18 protein-coding genes and 2 pseudogenes are annotated in these 23,199 nt (G+C 51.2%); 15 read left to right on the top strand and 5 right to left on the bottom strand.

Annotation, left to right across the window (positions count from 1 at the left end; translation table 11 throughout):
• The 4 genes from MUG06_RS17500 to MUG06_RS17485 form a co-directional block, all read left to right on the top strand.
• Positions 1–184, top strand: a 184-nt coding sequence (locus tag MUG06_RS17500; protein WP_243079420.1) for a hypothetical protein, incomplete at its 5' end; no start/stop codon positions are given.
• 2 nt (positions 185–186) lie between these two features.
• Positions 187–615 (top strand): DoxX family protein, encoded by a 429-nt coding sequence (locus tag MUG06_RS17495; RefSeq protein WP_243079419.1) that lies wholly within the window; start codon positions 187–189, stop codon positions 613–615.
• Positions 602–2,230, top strand: coding sequence for an MFS transporter (locus tag MUG06_RS17490; RefSeq protein ID WP_243079418.1), 1,629 nt, complete (start codon positions 602–604; stop codon positions 2,228–2,230). Before MUG06_RS17495 ends, MUG06_RS17490 begins: the two co-directional genes overlap by 14 nt.
• A 47-nt stretch (positions 2,231–2,277) precedes the next feature.
• Positions 2,278–3,099, top strand: a complete 822-nt coding sequence (locus MUG06_RS17485) for an alpha/beta hydrolase (RefSeq protein WP_215848396.1) — start codon at positions 2,278–2,280, stop codon at positions 3,097–3,099.
• 115 nt (positions 3,100–3,214) lie between these two features.
• Here MUG06_RS17485 and MUG06_RS17480 read toward each other — a convergent pair whose 3' ends face one another.
• Positions 3,215–3,940: a pirin family protein gene (locus tag MUG06_RS17480; RefSeq protein ID WP_215848397.1), complete on the bottom strand. Its 726-nt coding sequence runs from the start codon at positions 3,938–3,940 to the stop codon at positions 3,215–3,217.
• 206 nt (positions 3,941–4,146) lie between these two features.
• On the opposite strand from MUG06_RS17480, the gene MUG06_RS17475 reads away from it, so the two are divergent.
• Complete coding sequence (locus MUG06_RS17475; RefSeq protein ID WP_243079417.1) at positions 4,147–4,551, top strand: SgcJ/EcaC family oxidoreductase; 405 nt, start codon at positions 4,147–4,149, stop codon at positions 4,549–4,551.
• Between the two features lie 48 nt (positions 4,552–4,599).
• Here MUG06_RS17475 and MUG06_RS17470 read toward each other — a convergent pair whose 3' ends face one another.
• Genes MUG06_RS17470 through MUG06_RS17460 form a run of 3 tightly spaced genes read right to left on the bottom strand, consistent with a single transcriptional unit; the run spans position 4,600 to position 7,703 of the window.
• Positions 4,600–5,541 carry a sugar phosphate isomerase/epimerase gene (locus MUG06_RS17470; protein ID WP_243079416.1) on the bottom strand — a complete coding sequence of 314 codons (942 nt, stop codon included), beginning with the start codon at positions 5,539–5,541 and terminating at the stop codon, positions 4,600–4,602.
• A 9-nt stretch (positions 5,542–5,550) separates the two neighbouring features.
• Positions 5,551–6,729 carry a Gfo/Idh/MocA family oxidoreductase gene (locus tag MUG06_RS17465; protein WP_243079415.1) on the bottom strand — a complete coding sequence of 393 codons (1,179 nt, stop codon included), beginning with the start codon at positions 6,727–6,729 and terminating at the stop codon, positions 5,551–5,553.
• Positions 6,730–6,785: 56 nt separating this feature from the next.
• A complete protein-coding gene (locus MUG06_RS17460; RefSeq protein WP_243079414.1) occupies positions 6,786–7,703 on the bottom strand; it encodes a substrate-binding domain-containing protein in 918 nt (305 codons plus the stop codon).
• Between the two features lie 472 nt (positions 7,704–8,175).
• Between MUG06_RS17460 and MUG06_RS17455 the strand changes: the two genes are divergently transcribed.
• The 8 genes from MUG06_RS17455 to treY all read left to right on the top strand — a co-directional run bounded on the left by MUG06_RS17455 (position 8,176) and on the right by treY (position 21,629).
• Entirely contained in the window at positions 8,176–9,186 is a 1,011-nt protein-coding gene (locus MUG06_RS17455; protein WP_243079413.1) for a LacI family DNA-binding transcriptional regulator, read from the top strand.
• 14 nt (positions 9,187–9,200) lie between these two features.
• Entirely contained in the window at positions 9,201–10,031 is an 831-nt protein-coding gene (locus MUG06_RS17450; protein ID WP_243079412.1) for a sugar phosphate isomerase/epimerase family protein, read from the top strand.
• A 362-nt stretch (positions 10,032–10,393) separates the two neighbouring features.
• The gene (locus tag MUG06_RS17445; protein ID WP_243079411.1) at positions 10,394–12,721 is read left to right on the top strand and encodes an FdhF/YdeP family oxidoreductase; all 2,328 of its coding nucleotides are present in this window, start codon (positions 10,394–10,396) and stop codon (positions 12,719–12,721) included.
• Positions 12,722–13,158: 437 nt separating this feature from the next.
• A complete protein-coding gene (gene glgX, locus MUG06_RS17440; RefSeq protein WP_243079410.1) occupies positions 13,159–15,234 on the top strand; it encodes a glycogen debranching protein GlgX in 2,076 nt (691 codons plus the stop codon).
• Between the two features lie 137 nt (positions 15,235–15,371).
• Positions 15,372–15,914 carry a TetR/AcrR family transcriptional regulator gene (locus tag MUG06_RS17435; RefSeq protein WP_243079409.1) on the top strand — a complete coding sequence of 181 codons (543 nt, stop codon included), beginning with the start codon at positions 15,372–15,374 and terminating at the stop codon, positions 15,912–15,914.
• Positions 15,911–17,044: an MFS transporter gene (locus tag MUG06_RS17430; protein ID WP_243079408.1), complete on the top strand. Its 1,134-nt coding sequence runs from the start codon at positions 15,911–15,913 to the stop codon at positions 17,042–17,044. Before MUG06_RS17435 ends, MUG06_RS17430 begins: the two co-directional genes overlap by 4 nt.
• A gap of 266 nt (positions 17,045–17,310) precedes the next feature.
• Complete coding sequence (gene treZ, locus MUG06_RS17425; protein ID WP_243079407.1) at positions 17,311–19,098, top strand: malto-oligosyltrehalose trehalohydrolase; 1,788 nt, start codon at positions 17,311–17,313, stop codon at positions 19,096–19,098.
• A gap of 41 nt (positions 19,099–19,139) precedes the next feature.
• On the top strand, positions 19,140–21,629 hold the full coding sequence (gene treY, locus MUG06_RS17420; protein ID WP_243079440.1) for a malto-oligosyltrehalose synthase: 2,490 nt from the start codon (positions 19,140–19,142) through the stop codon (positions 21,627–21,629).
• 244 nt (positions 21,630–21,873) lie between these two features.
• On the opposite strand, the pseudogene MUG06_RS17415 reads toward treY, so the two are convergent.
• Positions 21,874–22,080 (bottom strand): annotated as a pseudogene (locus MUG06_RS17415) (hypothetical protein); the annotation flags it as partial.
• Between the two features lie 365 nt (positions 22,081–22,445).
• On the opposite strand from MUG06_RS17415, the pseudogene MUG06_RS17410 reads away from it, so the two are divergent.
• Positions 22,446–22,943, top strand: a pseudogene (locus MUG06_RS17410) (type VI secretion system tube protein Hcp).
• A 36-nt stretch (positions 22,944–22,979) separates the two neighbouring features.
• On the top strand, positions 22,980–23,195 hold the full coding sequence (locus MUG06_RS17405; RefSeq protein ID WP_243079441.1) for a hypothetical protein: 216 nt from the start codon (positions 22,980–22,982) through the stop codon (positions 23,193–23,195).
• The last annotated feature ends 4 nt before the right edge of the window (positions 23,196–23,199 follow it).

Below are 23,199 nucleotides of genomic sequence, written 5' to 3'. Positions count from 1 at the left end.
GCACTACCGCAGCGCGCCGCCAACCGCGGCCACGCGCGTGGGCATGATGCAACAGCCGCACCAGTGCAGCGGTCCGTGCGGGGTGCACAGCCACTCGCACGACATCGCGCGCGGCTCTGACGTGCCCGTCGCCGGAGACAACGCCTTCTGGGGCGCGCTCGGCTGCAGCTGCTTTGCGTTTTAATCATGAAAAACTCATCTGCACTTTTTATCCCGCCCCGGATTGATCTGGGGCTGTTCTTCCTGCGCCTGACTGGCAGCCTGTTGTTACTGCATGTGCACGGGCTTCCCAAGGTATTTCACTTCAGTGAAGAGCTGACGCGTATCGAAGATCCCTTTGGCATGGGCCCTTACATGAGCCTGATCCCGGCCATATTTGCTGAAGTGATTTGCCCGATATTTATCATTCTGGGTGTTGGCACCCGCCTCGCCTGCCTGCCGATTATAGGCGTTTTGCTGGTAGCGATGCTGTTCGTGCATCCTGGCTGGTCAATTGCTGAAGGTCAGTTTGGCTGGCTGCTACTGATCATTTTTACCACGCTAGCCATAACCGGGCCGGGAAAATGGCGTATCGCAGCGGGCCATCATCAGGAGGTACGACATGGCGCAAGTTAATGACATCAACGACGTCACGCCAGAACTGCCGGAAGAAGCTGTTATAGCTAGCCCTTCACCGTGGCAACCGCTTCGTCAGCCCGTTTTTCGTATGCTGTGGATCGCCACGGTGATGTCCAACATTGGTTCATGGATGAACGATGTTGGCGTGAACTGGACGATGTTGACGCTAAGCGCCGATCCGCTGTCCGTTGCGCTGGTTCAGGCCGCCAGCAGCTTGCCGATGTTCCTGTTTGCACTGCCGTCCGGGGTGATGGCTGACATCATTGACCGACGCAAGTACCTGCTGTTTTCCCAGCTGTGGGTGTTTATTGCCGCGACAGGGCTGACAATCCTCTCTTTTACCGGCCACATCACGCCGTTAATTTTGCTGATTGCCGCATTCCTGCTGAGTGCGGGTGCAGCGATGAGTTCACCACCGTTCCAGGCCATTGTGCCTGACCTGGTGAAAAAGGATGAGCTTGGCCCGGCCATCGCGCTGAACTCGCTGGGCATTAATATCAGTCGCGCCATTGGCCCGGCGCTGGGCGGTTTGATTCTCTCCTTCGCTGGCCCGTGGATGGTATTTATGCTCAACGCCATTTCGGTGCTCGGCGTGGCTTGGGTGCTCTATCGCTGGAAAGCTGAACCGAGCGTGCAGCGTCTGCCGCCAGAACATTTTTTCTCAGCAGTACGTGCGGGACTGCGTTATGTCCATGCAGCTCCGGTATTGCGGAACGTACTGGTGCGGACCGTCGCCTTCTTCCTTTTTGGCAGCGCCGGTTGGGCTTTGTTACCGCTGGTGGCGCGGCGCGAGCTTGGCTTGGGGCCAGGTGGATACGGCATCATGCTGGCGTGTATCGGCGTGGGCGCCATTTGCGGGGCGGTTTTACTGCCGAGAATGCGTAAAAGCTTGAGCCCCGATCGTTTGATGGTACTGGCGAGCCTGATGTTTGCCGTGACTATGCTGGCACTGGCGTTCGTGCGCCACTTCTGGTTGCTGAATGCGTTTGAATTCTTCACAGGATTTGCATGGATTGCGGTGCTTTCTACGCTCAATCTTGGCGCGCAGCGCAGTGCGGCAAAATGGGTGAAGGCCCGCGCCCTGGCGGTATACCTGACGGTGTTCTTTGGTTCGATGACCGTCGGCAGCGCTGTCTGGGGACAGCTGGCATCGCATTTCAGTATTCCGATTTCACTTTCAATCGCCACCGCTGGCATGTTTTTGGCTAGCGCCACCGTGCTGCGTTGGCGGTTAGATCTGGATCCTGACCTGAATCTGGACAGTATCGCTGATGGTGAAACCGTGCCAGCGCTGGATATCCGCCACGATCGCGGCCCGGTGATGGTGAGTTATGAATACCTGATCAAAACAGACGATGCGCACGACTTTACCGTCTGTATGCAGGATATGCGCCGGGTGCGACGTCGTGGCGGCGCAATAAACTGGTCTGTGTATGAAGACATTTTGCAGCCCGGTATTTTCGTCGAAACCTTCGTGGTTGGCTCATGGATGGAGCACTTGCGTCAGAAAGAACGCTACACCATGAATGATCGCAAAATTCAGAATCGCGTTTTTGCATTCCATCAGGGAGAAAGCCTTCCTGAAGTCAGGTATCTGGTCGCGCCCGTCTAACGGGTGCACCTATTACTCCTGTTATTCATTCAACGTAAGGGACAAAAATGAGCACAATCAAAGCAAAAGACGGCACACAGATTTACTTCAAAGATTGGGGAACCGGCAAGCCGGTGCTGTTCAGTCACGGCTGGCCGCTGGATGCGGATATGTGGGACAGCCAGATGAATTTTCTGGCCGAGCGTGGTTATCGCGCCATTGCCTTTGACCGTCGTGGCTTTGGCCGCTCCGATCAACCCTGGACCGGTTACGACTATGACACCTTTGCTTCAGACATTAATGACCTCATCACCAGCCTTGATCTACAAGATGTCACCTTAGTCGGCTTCTCCATGGGTGGCGGCGATGTCACTCGCTATATCGGCCATTACGGCAGCGCACGCGTTGCGGGTTTGGTGCTGCTGGGCGCAGTAACACCGATTTTTGGTCAGGCAGAAGATTACCCTCAGGGCGTGGATAAATCGGTATTTGCTGGCATCAAAGAGGGTTTGCTTAAAGATCGTGCGCAGTTTATCAGCGACTTTGCCGCCCCTTTTTATGGCACTAATGCGGGCCAGACTGTTTCCGAAGGCGTACTGACTCAGACGCTGAACATCGCGCTGATGGCATCTCTGAAAGGAACAGTGGATTGTGTAACGGCATTTTCCGAGACGGATTTCCGCGCTGACATGGCGAAAATTGATGTTCCCACTTTAGTGATTCATGGCAGTAACGATCAGATCGTTCCTTTTGAAACCACCGGTAAAGTCGCGGCTGAGATGATCCAAGGTTCGGCGTTGAAGGTGTATGACAATGCACCGCACGGTTTTGCTGTCACGCATCAGGATCAACTAAACGAAGATTTACTGACCTTCCTGAAAGCACGCTAATCCGTTGCGTGGTTAAGCCGTGCAGTTAACACACCACATCACACCTTAAGCCAAAACCGACCTGTAAAAGGTCGGTTTTTTTGTTGGGAAGAGAGGCGATAGGATGCAACAGCGCTTATCGAGAAGGCTGGTTGACTTCAATCGGCCGCAGATCAAATAACAGCACTTCTGCGTCTTCACCGTTAGCGAAGGTCAGCGCTTTTTCATCACGAACGCGGGCACCATCACCTGATTTAAACTGCACGCCGTTAATGATGATATTGCCACGCACGACATGAATATAGGCATAGCGCTCTTCATCCAACGTAAAGGTTTGCTGCTCATCACCCGTAAACAACCCGGCGTAAATGTTGATATCCTGGCGAATGCGAAGTGCGTTGTTTACACCTTCAGGTGAAGCAATAAGACGCAAGTTCCCCCGTTTATCACTTTCCGATACGCTCACCTGTTGATACCCAGGCGGCGTATTTTTCTCTGAAGGCACCACCCAAATTTGCAGGAAATGAACCCCTTCCGTGCTTGAGTGGTTATATTCACTGTGTGTTACGCCACTGCCTGCACTCATCAACTGCACATCACCGGGGACAATCACCGAACCGGTGCCCATTGAATCTTTATGCTCTAGCGCTCCCTCCAGCACATAGGAGATGATTTCCATATTGCTGTGTGGATGAGCACCAAAACCGCGGCCTTTTGCTACGCGATCATCGTTAATCACCAACAAGTCAGAGAAGCCAACTTGTTTAGGGTCCCAGTAATTAGCAAATGAGAATGTGTGACGTGAATTCAACCAACCGTGATCACCTAATCCGCGTTGTTCAGAAAGACGTTGTTCAATCATGATGTGCTCCCTAACTCTCTGTTTTAAATGAGTGAAGCTGTGTTGCGCTTCGATAGAAAGAGATTACAGGTAAACCTATTTGCGCATCAATACTGCAAAGTGGCAATTACTGTCACATATAAGTGGACAATACTGACGCCGTGAGCCAAGCCGCGAGTTAATGCTAAGGTAAATGCAGGTCATTAACGTTAAGGAGAAATCAGCACGTGAATACTCACCCGATACGCCAGATTATTGAAGCATGCGACAAAGCTATCTCAGCGAAAGATTTTGATTCACTGATGACCTATTACGCGGAAGACGCCGCGCTAGTTATAAAGCCGGGCATGATTGCTCATGGAAAAGAGAGCATCAGGAAAGCCTTTATCGCCATCGCCGAACATTTTCAAGGTCAGCTGGTGGTAGAACAGGGTGAGATGCAGGTGATTGAGGGTGGCGGAACCGCGCTGGTTATCATGGAAACTGTGCTTCGATACCCTGATGATCAAGGTAAAACGCGGGAAACGACGCGTCGGGCAACGTATGTTTTCCGCCAGGAGAGCGATAATTGTTGGCGTTGCACTGTCGATAATTCCTACGGAACATCCTTGCTGCAGGGTGATGCTGATTAAATGGCTATTGTGGCTATAGCTCAAAAACTACAGCCACAAATCCTGCGATTACTGGCTGATGCATTGCCTCAAGGCGGCAATGGATGAGCTGATTCCCGCTTCAACCGACATGGTTAAATCTTCCATTTCTAAAGAGACCCAATCGTCATAACCGGTCATGCTCAGAACAGAGAAGAACTCCTTCCACCATTGAAGATCTTTACCGCATCCCACGGCAACGTAATTCCAGGTGCGCGTTTTAGTATCAGTTACGGGCTGATACTCCATTAAACCATCGACATCAGCCAATCCGCGCTCAATACGCGCATCCTTGCCGTGAACGTGGAATACAGCGCCTTCCAGTTTGCGTGCCGCTGCGATGGGATCGGCTCCCATCGCAATCAAATGGGAAGGATCAAGGTTCATCCCAATGATCTCATCTACCGCATGACGTAAACGCAGCAACGTCGATGGGTTATAAACCAGTTGAGACGGGAACTCTTCAATCGCAATTTTCTCTACGCCGTGCTGCTTTGCGTGTTGAGTAAATTTTTTCCACCACGGAATTGCCACCTCATTCCATTGATAATCAACAACGCCAGGCATGTAGTCGGGCCAGGAAACGGTAGAAGTGATCCAGTTTGGCACGCGATCCTCTGGTCCACCGCCCGGCAAGCCACTCATCATCACAATTTTCTTTACGCCCAGCTTTCCTGCCAACTCAACTGCGCGATAGCTACTTTGGGTGTGCTTCTCACCCAATTCACCCGGCGCGAGTGGGTTGCCCGAACAGTTTAACGCGACAATTTCTATATCACGCCTGGCCAGTTCCTCACGAAACTGACTGAGTTTTTCCGGGGAGGCCAGCAATTCCTCGGTGTTTACGTGTGGGCAAGATGACCAGCCACCAGCGGTCATTTCCACGCCAGAAATTCCGTAGCTTTTAACTTTATCCAGCATGGCTGGAAAAGAGAGATCGGCCAAAACATCGGTACATAATGCAAGTTTCATCATGATTCCTTATTCGTAATTAACCCAACTGGCGCCGTTATCCGCAGAGCGCACACAATTTTCGATCCAGCGCACGCCTTCAATCCCAGCATTGATGTCGGGATAGATCAGTGTTGCTAAAATCTCGCTGTCACCGCGCTGGGTTGCGTTAATGGCGAGAGCAAATTTCAGATAAATATTGGCCCAAGATTCGGCCAAACCTTCGGTGTGCAGTGCACCGAGACGTTCATCCGCCAGCGCGCTTTCATCGAGATACGGCATACCGTGATGCAGAATCTGATTAGGTTTGCCCTGCACTTCGTACTTCAGCTCGCCGGGGTTGTAATCGCTCCACTCAAGGCTGGCGTGTGAACCAATAACGCGAATACTTTGGCTGTCCATCGATCCGGCATTGATCGCCGATGCCCACATGCGCCCTACCGCGCCATTTTCGTAATGCATCAGCACCATGGCGTTATCCTCCAGCGGCGCGCGCGAAGGGATAAAACTCTGGCGATCGCACAGCAGGCTTTTGATCTTCAACGTCGGCAACACCAGTTGCGAGATGTAGAAGGTGTGAGTGGAAATATCACCCAGCACGAAAGAAGGCCCAGCGATTTTTGGATCGACACGCCACTTCTGTGCATCACTGAATTTATCGGCGCTGTCATTAGCGCTGAATCCGTGGGTGTATTGCAGCTCAACCATGCGCACGTCACCAATTTCGCCTTTAGCGATCATGGCGCGCATCTGCATCAACAGCGGATGACCAGAGAACCCGTAAGTGACGCCAACGATCAAGCCTTTCGACTCAGCCAGCGCTTTGATCGCTTGCGCTTCAACCGTGGTAAAGAACAGCGGTTTTTCACAGATGACGTGAATGCCCGCATTCAACGCAGCTTGGGCAATTTCATAGTGCGTGCCATTCGGCGTAGCGATGGTCACTACTTCAATGCCATCTTCGCGTTTGGCTTCTTCTGCCAGTAATTGCTGATAATTGTCGTAGCAGCGCTCGGGGGCGATGCCAAGATTGACACCAAACTCCCGCCCGCGTGCGGCATCAACGTCAAACGCGCTGGCGACCATTTGGTAGGCCGTATTATCGCGTAACGCACCCGAACGATGTTTGTAACCCACCTGGCTCAACCGTCCACCGCCAATCATTGCCCAACGCAGAGGACGCGGTATCTGTTTTTCACCGATTAACATGATGACTCCTTGTTTTTTTGCACTCGGGTGCATTTGTAGGGTTTAAAAAATGATAATTATTTGGTTTGGATAAACTGCGCATAGTTTTCTTTGGTCACAGTCTGATAAGGAATCATGTTGTAGGTCTGGGTTTTCTGCTTCTCCAGCATTTCATGCGTGACTTTCACCGCGCCGGTAGCTTGTCCTTTGGCATCCTGGAAAACCGTCACGATCATTTCGCCGTTCTTGATAAATTGCAGCCCATCCGGTGTGCCATCAATGCCGGCTACCAGTACATCTTTTCGTTTCGCTTGGTTCAGCGCCATGATGGCACCGATCGCCATTTCATCGTTATTTGCCACAATTGCGTTGATCGGCGTGCCGTTCAACAACCAGGTCGACACCACATCTACCGCTTCATTGCGCTGCCACTTGGCGGTTTGTTTCTCCACTACTTTCATATCTTTATGCTGTGCGATGACTTCTTCAACCGCACGAGTCCGTTCACGCGCTTCTTCATTTGAGAGTGCGCCCATCAGAATGGCGATGTTGCCGCGGTAGTTCATGATTTTTGCCAGCGCTTCAATCTGCATTTTGCCGCTTACCGCAGAATCGGAACCGACATACGCCATTGCGCCGCTTAATGGCACTTCAGGTTTACGGTTTACAAACACCAGCGGGATATTTGCCTTCTTAGCCGCATTAATCATCGGCAACACGCCTTGAGTATCGACCGGATTAAGGATGATGGCGTCAACGCCCTGATTGATAAAATCATCAACCTGCTGTGCTTGCAGCGCGACATCACCTTTGGCATCAGAAAACTGCCCTTTCAATCCTTGTATATCGAGCTCATGCACCATTTGGGTCCGTAAAATGGAGACAAAGTTGAGATCGAAGTTGGCTAATGCCACCCCAACCTGGTAGGTTTTTGCCTGGACGCTGACTGCAAACGTTAAGGTCAACCACATCAACAAACACAGAGTCTTTTTCATGATCGAATCCTGTAGGGTAAATTTTATTATTCGATTCGCTACGCCAAACATTGCCTGGGTAGTCATCCGCCTGTTCATGCCCGCCTTGCTTTAAATCGCGATACTGCACGCCTTAAACAACACGTATTAAATTCCTCATTCATTTTTGCACCCGGGTGCAAAAAAAGGGAAATAACGCCCTCACTAGCACGACATCTGTTCAGGGTTTCTCGTTGAGGTCGCCTATGAATGTGTAAGAGGCACAAAAAATAGTCAATTACCTTTCATTCAAATAGCGAGAGTTGATCACAAAATGCCTACATCTTGCACCCGATTGCAAAATTAATTGCAATCGGGTGCAAATATCAAACATACTCGCAACCTTATTAAGGAAAACGGCGCTTTTTGATCGGATAGTCTGCCAGGGTTTATTTTCTGCAGCGTTTCGCGTTCAATGCTGAGGAAATTCTTTAAACCTCTTGGACGCGTGCAGATGACCAAAGCAACAATTAAACGACATAAAGCCACTGCCAGCGATGTTGCCGCCAAAGCGGGCGTATCAAAATGGACCGTGTCGCGCGCTTTTACACCAGGAGCGTCAATCTCGGACAAAGCGCGTGACAGCGTGCTGGCCATTGCCAAAGAGCTGGGTTATCGCCCTAACCTGTTGGCGCGCAGCTTGTCGCAAAAGCGAACCCAGATCATTGGTGTCGTGATCGACGAATTAAAAAATCCGCACTCAATGTCGATGCTGGATGAGGTAACGCGTCAGCTCCAGACCCGCGGTTATATGGCCTTGGTGCTTAACATCACCGGCGAAAATTACCGTTCAGTGATGTCGCTGGCAGATCAGTTACAGGTCGATGGCATTTTGTTCCTCGGCACTGCGTTAACGCATGAACTGATCGCCATAGCTGAAGATATGCATAAAGTTCCGCTGGTGCAGGTCTGCCGTAACACCAACAGGCAAGGCATTGATGTTGTAAACACTGATGATTATCAAGCAGGCAGCCTCATCGCGCGCTTGCTGGTTGAGCAAGGTCATCAGCGATTTGGCTATATGTCCGGCCCCGGTGCGGAAGATGGTCATTTACAACGCAAAGAAGGCTTTCGCGATGCGCTGATGGCACAAAGTTTTGCGCTGGACGTTGAGCTGAATAGCGATCATTACGATCGTCAATTAGGTTATCGCGCCATGCAGAACTATCTGCTGGCGACACCGGTTGCTGAGCGCATTGAAGCGCTGTTTTGTGAGAACGATATTTTGGCGCTGGGCGCGATGGAGGCGCAGCGCGACACCGCACCGAATAACCGAATCGCGGTGGTGGGCTTTGACGATATCGATGAAGCGGCTGCGCCGGGTTGGCAACTGACCACCTACAGTCAGCGGCTGGATCGGCTAATGGCTGAAGCAATAAACCGCTTGATCGACGGTCAGGCGGCGGAAGATAGCGAGTGGCGACAGGGAGAATTGCGGATTCGACGCTCTCACCTGAAGCCTTAATCTAAGGAGGAGAGATGAAGTTGTCGTTACACGGTGTTTCTGTTTGGTACAGCAATGCCGTCACTCAGTTACGTATCGCCCGCGATGCCGGATTTACTGGCCTGGAATTACTGCCGGAACATCTGTTCCGCTATCTCGAAAACGGGGGAAGCTATACACAATATCGCCAACTCATGACGGAATATGGCATAGAGATCACCTGTATCAACGCGTTGAAACGTATCGGTCGCCATCAGCCGGAAGAACGCGCTGCCCTGCTGCAGGAAGCTGAAAAAATCTGTCAGGCCGCTGTTGAGCTGGGCTGTCCGGTGGTGCAAATAATGGCGTTGAATGAACTTGATCATCTCTCCGAATCGGAACGTAATGCGATTCTTCGTGACAACATCTCAGCCATTGCCGATATCGGACAACCGCTTGGCATCAAATTCCAGATTGAAGTCGTCGCCTTCACCCCCTTTAATTCACTGCAGCAAGGTCTGGATATGATCACGTCCTGCGGAAAGGATAATGTCGGCTTGGTGATAGATTTCTGGCATCTGCATGCGGGCGGCAATACGCGTCCCGAAGAAGTGGCGCAGATGGATGTGAATCTGATCTACGGCATTCATTTCTGTGATGGCCGCGCCGCACGCGAAGGCGAAGCCTGGGATGAATGGGTGCAACGCGACTACGAACCCGGCCAAGGCGATGTGGATATTCATAGCTGGCTTAATGCGGTGCGTGCCACCGGCTTTGACGGTGTCTGGACGCCAGAATGGTTGAGTCCACATGCCTGGGAAAGGGATCTCTTTGAGATTGGCCAAACCAGTATGCAAAGCCTGAAGCAGTACGGCATCACTGTTTAATTAAAACGTTTGATATGAAAGCTGCATAACTAAAAACGCCGCGGCAGCGCGGCGTTAGTGGCCAAGCTAAAAGCTGAAGAGTTGTACAGTATGTCGCTTGAACCCCTTCTCAACGCGGATCATATGCCCCCATTTATTTGAAAAGCATGCTGTTATGCGCGGCAAGAATCTCTTCTTAATTGCGCATTTCACTTCGTGTTTGTTACTCCAGGTATCTCAACGAGGTGAATGTTTTGCTGCCCGTTCATCAAGGCAGCCGAAATATTTTGTAAAAAATTCCCACTTTCGAATTTAAGCTGCGCATCACGAAATCTCCGTTTTGTACCAAACTTAAAAAAACAAAACAGGACCTGCGGAGCATTATGAAAGAGCAAAATCGTACTATCGGCATTGCACCTTATGGCGGTTCAGCTGGCGGATGGGGTGCGTTAAAAGCAGTGGCAGACGCGATTCGCGGTCAGATGTCTGTGAAGCAAGATGTCATTGCGTTGTTCAAAGTCAATCAGCCCCAGGGTTTTGATTGCCCCGGCTGCGCCTGGCCCGATCCTCAACATGCCTCTTCATTTGAATTTTGTGAAAACGGCGCAAAAGCGGTTTCATGGGAAGCCACCAGCAAACGTACCACGCCAGAATTTTTTGCTGCCCATACGGTTAGCGAGTTGTGGGAGCGCAATGCGTTTGAGCTGGAAGGTGAAGGTCGCTTGACCCATCCAATGAAATACGATGCGGCGTCCGATACTTATCAGCCCATCGAGTGGGAAACAGCTTTTAAAGAGATTGGTGAGCATTTGCGCAGCTACGAGGATCCCAACAGCGTTGAGTTTTATACCTCTGGGCGCGCTTCAAATGAAGCTGCCTTTCTCTGGCAGCTGTTTGCTCGCGAATATGGCACCAATAACTTCCCGGATTGTTCAAATATGTGCCATGAACCCACCAGCGTTGGCTTGCCTGAATCCATTGGCGTCGGCAAAGGCACCGTTGAGCTGAGCGATTTTGATCATTGCGATCTGGTGCTCTGTATTGGTCATAATCCCGGCACCAACCATCCGCGCATGTTAGGTACCTTACGTGAAGTTTCAAAGCGCGGTGCGACCATCGTCGCGATCAATCCCTTGCGCGAGCGCGGGCTGGAACGCTTTACCTCACCGCAAAGCCCGATTGAAATGCTCTCTATGAGTTCAACCGAACTGGCTTCGACGTATTACAAGGTTCGCGTAGGCGGCGATGCGGCGATGCTGAAAGGTGTGATGAAAATCTTGCTGACCATGCACGAAGCGGCACTGGAAAAAGGTGAAGCGGGTGTTATCGACAGCGCGTTTATTGAAGAGCATACCCAAGGATTTGATGCGCTAAAAGCGGATTTAGATGCCACAAACTGGGATCACATCCTTAAAGTTTCCGGTATGGAGCGCGAAGAGATTCAACACATTGCGCGGCTCTACGCCAATGCTGAACGCACTATCATCTGTTACGGCATGGGGATCACCCAGCATCAATATGGCACTCAAAATGTGCAGCAAATCGCTAACCTGCTGCTGCTTCGTGGCAACATAGGAAAAAAAGGCGCAGGTATTTGCCCGTTACGGGGTCACTCCAATGTGCAGGGTGATCGCACCGTGGGTATCACTGAAATTCCTCCGCAATCGCTGCTCGACAGCATTGAAAAGGTTTTTGGCTTTAAGCCACCACAGGAGCATGGCCACGGCGCCGTGGCGGCGATTCAGGCGATGCGTGATGGACATACCAAAGCCCTGCTTTGTTTGGGGGGGAATCTGGCTGAAGCGATTTCTGATCCACAAGTGACTTTTCCCGCCATGCGCAAACTGGATTTAGTGGTGCACATGGCAACGAAACTTAATCGCTCACACCTGCTGCTGGGCAAACACAATTATCTGTTGCCGGTGATTGGCCGCACTGAAACCGACATACAAGCCTCTGGCGCGCAGAGCGTGACGGTAGAAGATTCGATGTCGATGGTGCACGCCTCACGCGGCTCGCTGAAACCCGCCTCTCCACTGCTCAAATCTGAACCGGCGCTGGTAGGAGAACTGGCGATGGCAACCTTGCCGAATAGCGTGGTTGACTGGAAAAAAATGATTGGCGATTACAGCTTTATCCGTGATGCCATCGAAGCGGTGTTTCCTGCATTTGAAAACTTCAATGAGCGGGTAAAAAAACCCGGCGGATTCCGCCTGCGTAACACGGCATCGGAGCGCGTCTGGAACACACCTTCAGGAAAGGCACAGTTCAAGGTGATGCAGGGAATAAACGAAGATCCCCGTTCACTCCACTGCCACGACCTGGTGCTCACCACGCTGCGCAGCCACGACCAATACAACACCACTTTATATGGTCTCAATGACCGCTATCGCGGCGTAACTGGGCGGCGTGATGTGCTGTTTATCAATGCCGATGAAGCAGAAAAACGTCAACTGCGCGTCGGCGATCAGGTCAACATCGTGGCCCTGGATCCTGAAGGTAAACCAACCTCGCGGAAAATGGCCAATTTGACCATAGTGGTGATCGATATGGCGCCGGGTTCTGTCGGAGCTTACTATCCAGAAGCAAACGTATTGGTGCCGTTAGACAGTCACGATACGCAGAGTGGCATTCCCGCTTACAAAAGTATTCCCATCGCTTTAGAACAGGTAAAAGTCCCGGCTGAAACGTCAGACGGTACGCTGCGTTAAGCCAACTCAACGGCGCTGAAATTGACATCTTTTTCAGCGCCGTTTTTGCGCATTTTTCACCGCAGGCAAACAACTTTTGCGGAATAGTCTATGATTTTTCTACGTATGCTGCTTGTGGTCGAGGCACCCTAAAATCGCCTCATCCTCACCCCGAGGATATGCCACCTTTAGGCTACCAGAGCCGCGCCGGTCCACCCCGGCAACAACATACCGGTAAACAAGTTTTACGTTCGCATGACCCGAACCCATAACTGTCCAGGCGGTTCGCTGACCGACGCCAGCGTTTAGTTCATCGTAGAGAAGAGAGAGTTCTGACCTACCGCATCAACCAGGAAACAGTCGAATATTGTCTCCTGTCGTACTCGTGAGCGAGTGATCGCATTGAAATACACATGCTGTATTGCGTGAAAATCGGCATATTTGATGGAGAGGGAAGAATGGTAAACAGTAATGGTTTTCAAATCTTAGCGGGAGATAGTCATCTTCTCGGGGCCAATTATGATGGTAAAGGCGTTAATTTCGCTCTCTTTTCAGCCACTGCGGAGCGCGTTGAGCTTTGTCTCTACGATCCCAGCGGTAAAGAGGAGATTGCCAGGCTGGATCTGCCCGAGTTTACCCATGAAGTCTGGCATGGTTACATACCGGGCCTGAAGCCAGGTGCGTTATACGGTTATCGCGTTTATGGCCCTTTTGACCCGGAAAATGGTCACCGTTTCAATCCTAACAAGTTGTTACTTGACCCGTATGCACGTGAGATCGCGGGCGATATTAAGTGGGATGAATCGCACTTCGCTTATGACCTGCTCCATGAAGACAAAGACCTCACTTTTGATACGCGTGACAGCGCGCCTTTTATGCCGAAATGTCGCGTTATCGATCCTAATGAGTTTGACTGGCAAGACAAAAACCGCCCAAACGTGCCGTGGTCCAAAACCATTATCTATGAAACCCATGTAAAAGGTTTTACCCAGCTCAATTCCGCCATACCACCCGACCTTCGCGGCACCTACGACGGTATGAGCCACAAATCCACCGTCGACTACATCAAAAGCCTTGGGGTTACTTCGGTTGAGCTGCTGCCCATTCACGGCTTCCCCGATGATCAGCATCTTCTCGACAGAGGTTTGAAAAACTTTTGGGGCTATAACACGCTCGGTTTCTTCGCGCCCGCCTCTCGCTATTTTGGCCCTCGGGGCATTCAGGGATTCCGCGATATGGTGCGGGCTTTCCATGATGCAGGCATCGAAGTCATTCTTGACGTGGTTTACAACCATACGGCTGAAGGCAATGAACTTGGCCCAACGCTGTCATTCAAAGGGATTGATAACTTTTCTTATTACCGCACCTTGCCCGATCAACACCGTTATTACATCAACGATACCGGAACCGGCAATACCGTGAACATTTCACATCCTCGGGTGCTGAAACTGGTGATGGATTCGCTGCGTTATTGGGCAGAATCGATGCATATCGACGGATTCCGCTTCGATCTCGGCACCATTCTGGGTCGTGAGCCGGAAGGCTTTAACCCGCGCGGCGGCTTCTTCGATGCGATGATGCAGGATCCCGTGCTGTCCAAACTGAAGTTGATTGGCGAACCCTGGGATATCGGCCCAGGCGGTTATCAGGTAGGCAGCTTCCCGCCAGGTTGGGCTGAATGGAACGACCAGTACCGCGACACGGTGCGTGAATACTGGAAAGGCAACAATGTCTCGACAGATTTTGCCACCCGCTTGCTCGGTTCCGGCGATCTTTATGATCAGCGTGGACGCCGACCTTGGGCCAGCGTCAACTTCATCACCGCTCATGATGGTTTTACACTTAACGATCTGGTTTCGTATAACGACAAGCACAACGAAGCCAACGGCGAAGATAATAACGACGGCCATAATGACAATCGCTCTTATAACTACGGCGTTGAAGGCCCGACGGATGACGAAGCGATCAATGCGGTGCGAGAACGTCAGAAACGCAATTTCCTTGCAACGCTGCTGTTTTCCCATGGCACGCCAATGTTATTGGCTGGCGATGAGTTTGGTCGCAGTCAGATGGGCAACAACAACGGTTATTGTCAGGACAGCGAAATCTCTTGGGTGCATTGGGATAATCTGCCGGAATCTGCGGAAGCGCTGCGCAATTTTACTCGTCAGGCGATCAAACTTCGTGCGGAACAGCCACTACTACGTCGCGAAAACTGGCGCGATGGCATGGATATCAAGTGGTTTAATGCGGGCGGTGGATTCCAGTTGCCTGAGCAATGGGACGAAGGAACCACGCTCGGCGTCTATTTAGGCCGGGCAGATCTTCAGGCCGAGGAAGGCGTCTGGCACGACGTGTTAATGCTGTTTAATCCATTTGAAGGCGTTGTACCCTTCCGTATCCCGCAGTTTGGCGAAGGCGGTTGGGTACTTGAGCTTTCAACCTCCGATACCGTAAAACCTGGCATTGTTATTACTCGAGAAAAGGATTTCGATCTCGAAGGCCGCAGTATTGCGCTGTTCAGAAGAGAATAAAACCGCTCAGGAATTAGGCTAAAAAAGGGGCAGCGCAGTAATAGCGCTGCCCCTTTTTCATTTCAACGTTCTCTGCCGCCAAACCGAAATTCTTTTTTAAACTGGCAAAAGTAAAACGATCGGTTTACTTTTAAAGTATGGACAAAAGAAACGATATTTTACGCGCAGCAGAGCGGTTGTTTTACAACAACGGTTTCCATGCCACCAGCACAGACCATATCTGTAGCGAAGCGAACGTCTCAACGCGTACGCTTTACCGCTATTTCCCCTCCCGCGAAAGCCTGACTGCTTCTGTGATGGAGCAGCGTAAAAACCGCTTTTTCTCAGCGCTCTATCCGGCCGAGCATGTGGAAGCGATTGACCAACTTTTTCGAGAGCTGAAGCGGTGGATGGATGAGAACGGCGCTCAGGGGTGCTTCTTTGTCAAAGCCTGGGCTGAATATGCTGAGCACGACATGACGCTGGCAGCGCTGGCATTGGACTATCGCTATATGCTGCGTCATTACATCGCCGCCTGCATCAATCACTCTCATGGTGTAAACCGCGAGGCACTGATCAATGTGATTTGGATTTTGTTTGAGGGGGCTTCTACCACAGCGCTGTTAACAGGTTCGCAAGCCGCGTTGGATGCAGGTCATGCCGCTGCTCTGCTGATGAAAAAAAGCGGAGAAGTGCAGTGAGAACGTCTTTGGCGCTAGGGATCACCGGCTTTTCGTTGATAGCCGTAACCTACGGCATGGCCCGGTTTTCATGGGGGCTTATGATGCCTTCAATCGCAGAGGACATTCCTTTTACACCACGGTTATCCGGCGTTATTGCTGCATGCAGTTATCTGGCTTATTGCCTTTCGGTGGTCGGCGCTTCTTTTTTGGTTTCACGCTTCGGTCCACGATTACCTGCCGTCATCGCCGCCCTGTGCGCAGCTGCGGGAATGCTGTTGCTCGCTGCTTCACACTCTCCCGTTATGTTAGCCAGCGGGCTTTTCATTGCTGGATTAAGTTCAGGACTGGCATCGCCTTCCCTTGCCAGTGCTGTTACGCGCACCGTCGCTGAAAATAAACAGGCGATGGTAAACACGGTTATTAACGCAGGAACAGGCGCAGGCATTATTTTGACAGTGCCAGTGTTGGCCTTTGTACCTGGCGGATGGCGCATCGCTTGCGTGGTCTTTGGCGTAATGGCGGTTTTATGTCTGTTACCTGCGATTCGCTATCTTCCCGCCGAGCGACTGAAGGCCAGTCCAGATCATAACCGTGGACATCAATGGCTTTTACGCGCGCCAATGAAATGTCTGATCATCATTGCCTTTATCAGCGGCATGAGCAGTGCAGCATGGTGGAATTTTGGCCCGGATATTTTGCGTAATCATCTTGGCGTGAACCCACACCTTAGCAGTCTGCTTTGGCTGGTGAGCGGAGCCGCAGGAATAGCCGGTGTTATGACCGGGCCCGCAGCGCGTTACCTCAGCATGAAACAAATTTACCGCCTTTCTCAACTCTCTATGGCGACTCCGCTGCTTTTATTGGCATTAAGCCACACCTTTTCAGGCTGGCTATATCCTGCTGTCGCGCTTGGTGGCGCAGGTTACGTCACGTTATCGGGTGTCTTGCTGGTTGTTGGCGCTTCAATAACGAAAGATTCACCCGCTGCAGGAGTGGGCGTTGCCTTCTTCATGCTGGCATTAGGACAGATTGCAGGCACCGCAATTTTTGGTCTGTTCTATGCCCAGGCTGGCGCTGCGCCTACGCTCATCGGATTCGCTTCACTCGCCTTGCTCATGCTGTTTCTGCCGCCAAAAGAACACAGATAAGGGCCCGACACTGATCCCGCGATGCTACTGATGTGTTGACATACCGTTGGCTTTACCTCTGCCAGCACAGCATTTTACTTCCTGCATCTTAGTCTATGATTATTCTTCGTATGCTGCCTATAGCCGAACCATTGAACCGGATTTTACTGACCAATTTCGGCATACAGATCGCGCGTAGCTGCTCTGACTAATGACGCTTGCATCAGCGGAACGACAACCGCGTGATGTCGTCTTTTGCTTACATCTGCATATAAAGAGGCAATCGCATGGAGTCAAAATCATTTACTAAAAGTTGGGGCGCCGAATATGTGGGTGCAGATACCGTTCGCTTTCGCCTGTGGGCGACAGGTCAGGACAATGTCACGCTCAGGCTTTCGGGCAAAGACCAGTCGATGAATCCCGTCGGCGACGGTTGGTTTGAATTGCAGGCCAGCGGCGTTTCACCTGGCGCGGAGTATAACTTTGTTCTCGCTGACGGAACTGTGGTACCCGATCCCGCTTCTCGCGCCCAAAAGGCCGAGGTCAACGGCCCATCCCTGGTGATTGATCCCTCCCAATACAGCTGGCAAAACCGTGACTGGAAAGGACGTCCGTGGGAAGAAACGGTGGTTTATGAAATGCATTTCGGCACTTTTACGCCGGAAGGCACATTCCGCGCGGCTATCGAAAAACTGCCCTATCTTGCCAATCTCGGTATCACCATGCTTGAGGTTTTACCGCTTTCGCAGTTCGGCGGGAATCGTGGCTGGGGCTATGACGGCGTACTTCTTTACGCACCGCATTCCGCCTATGGCACCCCGGACGATTTCAAAGCCTTTGTCGATGCAGCACATGGACAAGGCCTTTCAGTGGTGCTGGATATTGTGCTTAACCATTTTGGGCCCGAGGGCAATTATCTGCCGCTTCTTTCACCTGACTTCTTCCATAAAGAACGCATGACGCCTTGGGGTGCTGGCATTGCTTATGATGTTGATGCGGCCCGCCGCTATATGGTGGAGGCGCCGCTCTACTGGCTAAAAGAGTATAATCTTGATGGCCTTCGCTTTGATGCCATCGATCAGATCGAAGATACCTCTGAGAAGCATGTGCTGATTGAAATCGCCGAACGTATTCGGGCAGAAATAACCAGCCGGCCCATTCATCTGACGACCGAGGACAGCCGCAACGTTATCTTTTTGCATCCTCGCGATGACGAGGGTTCAGCTCCGCTGTTTACCGGCGAATGGAACGATGATTTTCACAATGCTATCCATGTCCTGGCTACGGGCGAAACCCACGCCTATTACCAAGATTTTGCCGAAGCACCGGAAAAGTTGGTTGCACGCGTTCTGGCAGAGGGCTTCGCCTATCAAGGTGAGATTTCAGCACAGTCGGGCGAAAAGCGCGGTGTAAAAAGTAGCGGCCAACCACCGGTCGCTTTTGTAGACTTTATCCAGAATCACGATCAGGTTGGCAACCGTGCTCAGGGCGAAAGGCTGATTGAATTGGCTGGCGCTGAACGCACACAAATCCTGTTGGCATCCCTGTTACTGTCGCCGCACATCCCGCTGCTGTTTATGGGTGAAGAGTATGGTGAAACAAATCCTTTCCTGTTTTTTACCGATTTTCACGGCGATCTCGCCAAAGCCGTGCGTGAAGGCCGCGCAAGAGAATTTCAGGGACATGCAGGCCATGAAGGGGAAAGCGTGCCCGATCCAAATGCCGAGACTACGTTTGAAATGTCGAAGCTGGATTGGCAGAAACCAGACAGCGAAGCGGGTAAAAAGTGGCTGGCGCTGACCAGTGAGTTATTGGCGTTGCGCCAGATACATATTGTGCCGCTGCTTTCTACTGCGGGCGGTGAGTCCGGCAACGTTGTGAAAACCGCAAAAGGGTTAGTCGCTGTAACCTGGACTTTCCCGAATGGCACGTTGTCGATCGCGTTCAATATTGGCGAGCAATCCCAGCCGCTTCCCGAACAACCCGGCCAGATCCTTTTCGCCTGGCCGAAAGCTGAAACGGAACTGCCGCCAAATTCAATCATTGTCCGCCTGGCTTCGGGAGACGCAGCGTGAAGATACCAACCGCCACTTATCGAATTCAGTTTCGCAATGGCATGACCTTTGATCGTGCTGCGGGTCTTGTCCCCTACTTAAAACGCTTGGGCATCAGCCATCTCTATGCTTCGCCAATTTTCACCGCGACATCGGAGTCCACTCACGGCTATGACGTGACCGATGCGAATGAAATTGAGCCTGCTATTGGCGGCCGCGCAGGTTTTGACCGCCTGGTAAAAGCGTTAAAAGCGGCTGATATTGGGCTGATTATCGATATTGTCCCGAATCATATGGCCGCCTCGCTGGAAAATGCCTGGTGGCATGATGTTATTGAAAAAGGTGAAAACAGCCGCTACGCACAACATTTTGATATTAATTGGTCGCGGCGACTCACCTTACCGGTGCTTGGCGATACCTTTGAGACGGTGCTGGAAAACGGCGAAATCGCGCTAAAACCCGATCCGAAAACCGGTAATCCAAGCTTCGCCTACTATGAAAACTTTTTTCCTCTCGCCCACGAAACCTGGCAAGGTCGCGAGTCAGAGACTTTGCAACTTACTGACAAGGCAGAAATCGCCACACTCCATGAACAGCAGCCTTATCGATTAATGTCATGGCGTGATGCGCCGCGTGACCTTTCCTATCGACGCTTCTTTGAAGTCACCGGGTTGGTCGGCGTGCGGGTTGAAGATAAAGCTGTTTTTGATGATACGCATCGGCTGATACTTGAACTGGTTCATACAGGCGCAGTCGATGGATTGCGGGTTGATCATGTGGATGGTTTGGCTGATCCCAAGGCGTACCTTGATCTGCTTCGTCAGGAGGCTGGCGCTGACTGTTACATCACGGTCGAGAAGATCCTTGGCGAAGGTGAACACCTACCCGATGATTGGCCCATTTCTGGCACAACCGGTTACGAATTTATTGCCTCACTTTCCCACGCGCTGGTGGATGGCGAAAAGCTCACCGCCTTGCGTAAAGCGTATGTTGATGTCGTGGGCAAGCCGGTTGATATGGAGGCTGAACTGCGTGCAGCAAAGCTTCTGATGGCGGACAAGAATTTCGAGGGCGAATTTACCACGCTACTCACCCTCGCCCTATCAATAGCAGAAACTGCAAAACTCACGCTAGAGGAGAAAGCCGTACGATCCGCCCTGCGCGAGCTGTTAGTGGCTTTCCCGGTTTATCGCACTTATGGTACGAAGCAATCGCTACCGCCAGCCAGCCAGGACAGGCTGCAAAAGGTGGTCGAGAAAGTTAAAACCAGCGTCAACGCACCCGATCCTCAGGCACTCGATTTCCTGACCCATATTCTTACTGGCGAGATCGCTGAAGAAGCCTTAAGCGAGGCGGCTAACTTTCGTATCCGTTTCCAGCAGTTAACGGGACCGTTGATGGCGAAATCAGTAGAAGATACGCTGTTTTATCGTCAAAACATGTCGTTGGCGTTGAATGAAGTGGGTGCAGAACCGTTGCCACGCGCCTTCTCGCCTGATCACTTTCATGCTGAGATGAAAACGCGGCTGGAACGTCAGCCAGATGCACTTTCAAGCACCTCAACGCATGACACTAAACGCGGCGAAGATGCGCGGGCGCGGCTTTATACCCTAACCGAAGCGCCTGAGCTGTGGGCAGAATGCGTCGCCCGTTGGCGCCAGCTGAATCAATCCAACGTTAGCCAGCTTGATGATGGAGCCGCACCGGAACCTGCGGTTGAATGGATGCTGTATCAGGCGCTGGCTGGCGTTTGGCCTGCTATCCTGCAGCCAGACGATAACGCTGGCCTGGAGGCGCTTGAGAAGCGGTTTCTGGCTTATGTAGAAAAAGCGTTGCGGGAAGCGAAACGTCGCACCAACTGGGGCGATGGCAACGAAACCTATGAAAAAGCAGTGCTCGACTATGCACGCCACCTGCTCGCTTCCGCTAATCAAGCCTTCCTGAAGGATTTTAGCGCGTCTATGCAGCCTTTCATTCGCGCGGGTTTAGTTAACAGCCTGACGCAGTCGGTGATAAAACTCACTGCGCCGGGCGTGCCTGATATCTATCAAGGCTGTGAGGCGCTGGATTTCAGCCTTGTTGATCCGGACAATCGGCGCGAACCCGATTTCGCCACGCTAGAGCAGCAGCTAAACGTTGATCAGAAGCTGAGTGCTTTCACTGAGCAAAGCGTGTTCAGCGGTGAGCTAAAACAACACGTGATTGCAACGTTGTTACGCTGTCGTCAGGAAACACCAACGCTGTTTCGTCAGGGTGACTATTTGCCGCTGATCGCCAAAGGTAAAAAAGCGGAACACGCGTTGGCCTTTGCGCGCCTTGACGGCGACGATGCGCTCATTGTCATCGTCCCTCGCCTCGTCTTCAAAGGCATTGAGCAAGGACTTATGCAGCCGAACATAGAGCACTGGGCAGAGACAGAGATCGCTTTGCCTGAACAGCTTGCCAACCGGCACTATCACAATGTTCTCAACGGAGAAGCGCTGTTGCTGGAAGACACTCTTAAATTGGAAACGTTTAAAGAGCGGCCTTCGGTCGTCATTCTTCGTGGATGATCCGTTCTGACTGATCACTGAAAGAATAATCTTTAGCTGATAACCCTCTTAAAGCCGATACGCACTGTGTCGGCTTTTTTACATCATGTTGTTGTGAAATTTCATTTAACACCAAAGGGGTTCTACGCCGGAACCACCGAAATTTCCGTTTCCCCAGTTTCAGCCCGGCGACCAGCACATCCAGATCAATAATTTCATTGCTGTTCTGGAAGATATAATGCCCATTCAGCAAAATGTGCTGCCAGGCCAGCTTCTGTCCGTCAACGGCACCATAAAGCGTCTCTGGATCAAACGAATAGAGTGGAAAAACCGTCAGGGCCTCTATGGCATCGGTGATACAGTCATTGGTCGTGAGCAGTGATGCCAGGTGGCGGTACTGTTCATATGTAATTTCCAGTACAGGGAACGGTATATCGCTGATTCTCGCCATGACATGATTGTCATGATTCATCACATGGAACAACCGGAAATAATGTATTTCCTGATTGAACCGGTATTCGAGCACGCGGGCACACTTGAAGCGCAATAGTCGTCTGATTCCGGTATAGCAAACATCATCACTCGGATGATCCGATAACCATGATTCAATCACTAAAGAAATTTCTACTGTGGCAACTCAGGTTTTTATCATCGCTGTACGGGTCTGTGATTCTCACGATTATTTTCGCACTGCTTCAGGGGTATTTTTTCCCTGATAGCCCTGTCTGGCCTATAGGCGTATTCGCCATAGTTATGATTGTTATTTTTACGCGTTACTGTAAATGGTGAAAGCGTGAATATCACATTTATTTAAATCATCACTAATAAGGAAATTACATGTCTACTCCCGCTCATTTATGGCTTGAAGATGAAAACGGATCGTCGATTGTTGGCAGTTGTTTAATGCCCCTGCGTTTGGGTTCCATCGAATTAAAATCATTTTCGCATGGTGTATCCATTCCAGTAGATCCCAGCTGATGCAAACTTACCGGAACGCGCGTTCATAGCCCGATCACGATAGTGAAAGAATTTGACCAAACGACACCTATTCTGTATCGCGCCGTATGTGAAAGCCGCACACTGAAAAAAGCAACGTTCAATATATTACCTTTCAAAGTTTGAAGGAGACCTGATACGGCTGCGTACCCGCGAAGGTATGGCCATCGCATGAACAAAAGGGAAACTGCGAGGGAAATACCAAAATTGTCTGATAAGCAGCAAAAAGCGCTTTGCAGGATGCACGGAAGCGGCGAATATTCAATCAGCGGTTTGGCTGAATTATTTCCCGTTTCACGACCTACTGTTTACCGGATGCTTTGCCGTGGGCAAAAATGAACAACTGGACTTACTGAAAATGAACAAGGAGCGGTTATGTACAACAATAATGAAGTCATCAATTATTTGCAGGCTAATAAAATTCTCGCACTAAAGCTCGACCATGAATTAGCGGGCGTAGGAAAAGCTGTATCAAATCAGATTGAAACGATCGGCGCAGGTGCAACGCGTGCGCTGTATTACTTGAGCGCGCAGGGGCGTTTACGTACTCAGAATCAGAGACAAATATTGCAGACATTATCACCAGGATGATTCG

This window comes from Pantoea sp. MQR6 (genome assembly GCF_022761075.1).
Taxonomy (GTDB): domain Bacteria; phylum Pseudomonadota; class Gammaproteobacteria; order Enterobacterales; family Enterobacteriaceae; genus Pantoea; species Pantoea phytostimulans.
Note: the sequence above shows the minus strand (reverse complement) of the source record. Positions and strands in the feature narration are given on the sequence as shown.

Coding starts and splice junctions, on each gene's coding strand:
- MUG06_RS17495 (WP_243079419.1), top strand. CDS start 187: ATGAAAAACTCATCTGCACTTTTTATCCCGCCCCGGATTGATCTGGGG.
- MUG06_RS17490 (WP_243079418.1), top strand. CDS start 602: ATGGCGCAAGTTAATGACATCAACGACGTCACGCCAGAACTGCCGGAA.
- MUG06_RS17485 (WP_215848396.1), top strand. CDS start 2,278: ATGAGCACAATCAAAGCAAAAGACGGCACACAGATTTACTTCAAAGAT.
- MUG06_RS17480 (WP_215848397.1), bottom strand. CDS start 3,940: ATGATTGAACAACGTCTTTCTGAACAACGCGGATTAGGTGATCACGGT.
- MUG06_RS17470 (WP_243079416.1), bottom strand. CDS start 5,541: ATGAAACTTGCATTATGTACCGATGTTTTGGCCGATCTCTCTTTTCCA.
- MUG06_RS17465 (WP_243079415.1), bottom strand. CDS start 6,729: ATGTTAATCGGTGAAAAACAGATACCGCGTCCTCTGCGTTGGGCAATG.
- MUG06_RS17460 (WP_243079414.1), bottom strand. CDS start 7,703: ATGAAAAAGACTCTGTGTTTGTTGATGTGGTTGACCTTAACGTTTGCA.
- MUG06_RS17455 (WP_243079413.1), top strand. CDS start 8,176: ATGACCAAAGCAACAATTAAACGACATAAAGCCACTGCCAGCGATGTT.
- MUG06_RS17450 (WP_243079412.1), top strand. CDS start 9,201: ATGAAGTTGTCGTTACACGGTGTTTCTGTTTGGTACAGCAATGCCGTC.
- MUG06_RS17445 (WP_243079411.1), top strand. CDS start 10,394: ATGAAAGAGCAAAATCGTACTATCGGCATTGCACCTTATGGCGGTTCA.
- glgX (WP_243079410.1), top strand. CDS start 13,159: ATGGTAAACAGTAATGGTTTTCAAATCTTAGCGGGAGATAGTCATCTT.
- MUG06_RS17435 (WP_243079409.1), top strand. CDS start 15,372: ATGGACAAAAGAAACGATATTTTACGCGCAGCAGAGCGGTTGTTTTAC.
- treZ (WP_243079407.1), top strand. CDS start 17,311: ATGGAGTCAAAATCATTTACTAAAAGTTGGGGCGCCGAATATGTGGGT.
- treY (WP_243079440.1), top strand. CDS start 19,140: ATGACCTTTGATCGTGCTGCGGGTCTTGTCCCCTACTTAAAACGCTTG.
- MUG06_RS17405 (WP_243079441.1), top strand. CDS start 22,980: ATGTACAACAATAATGAAGTCATCAATTATTTGCAGGCTAATAAAATT.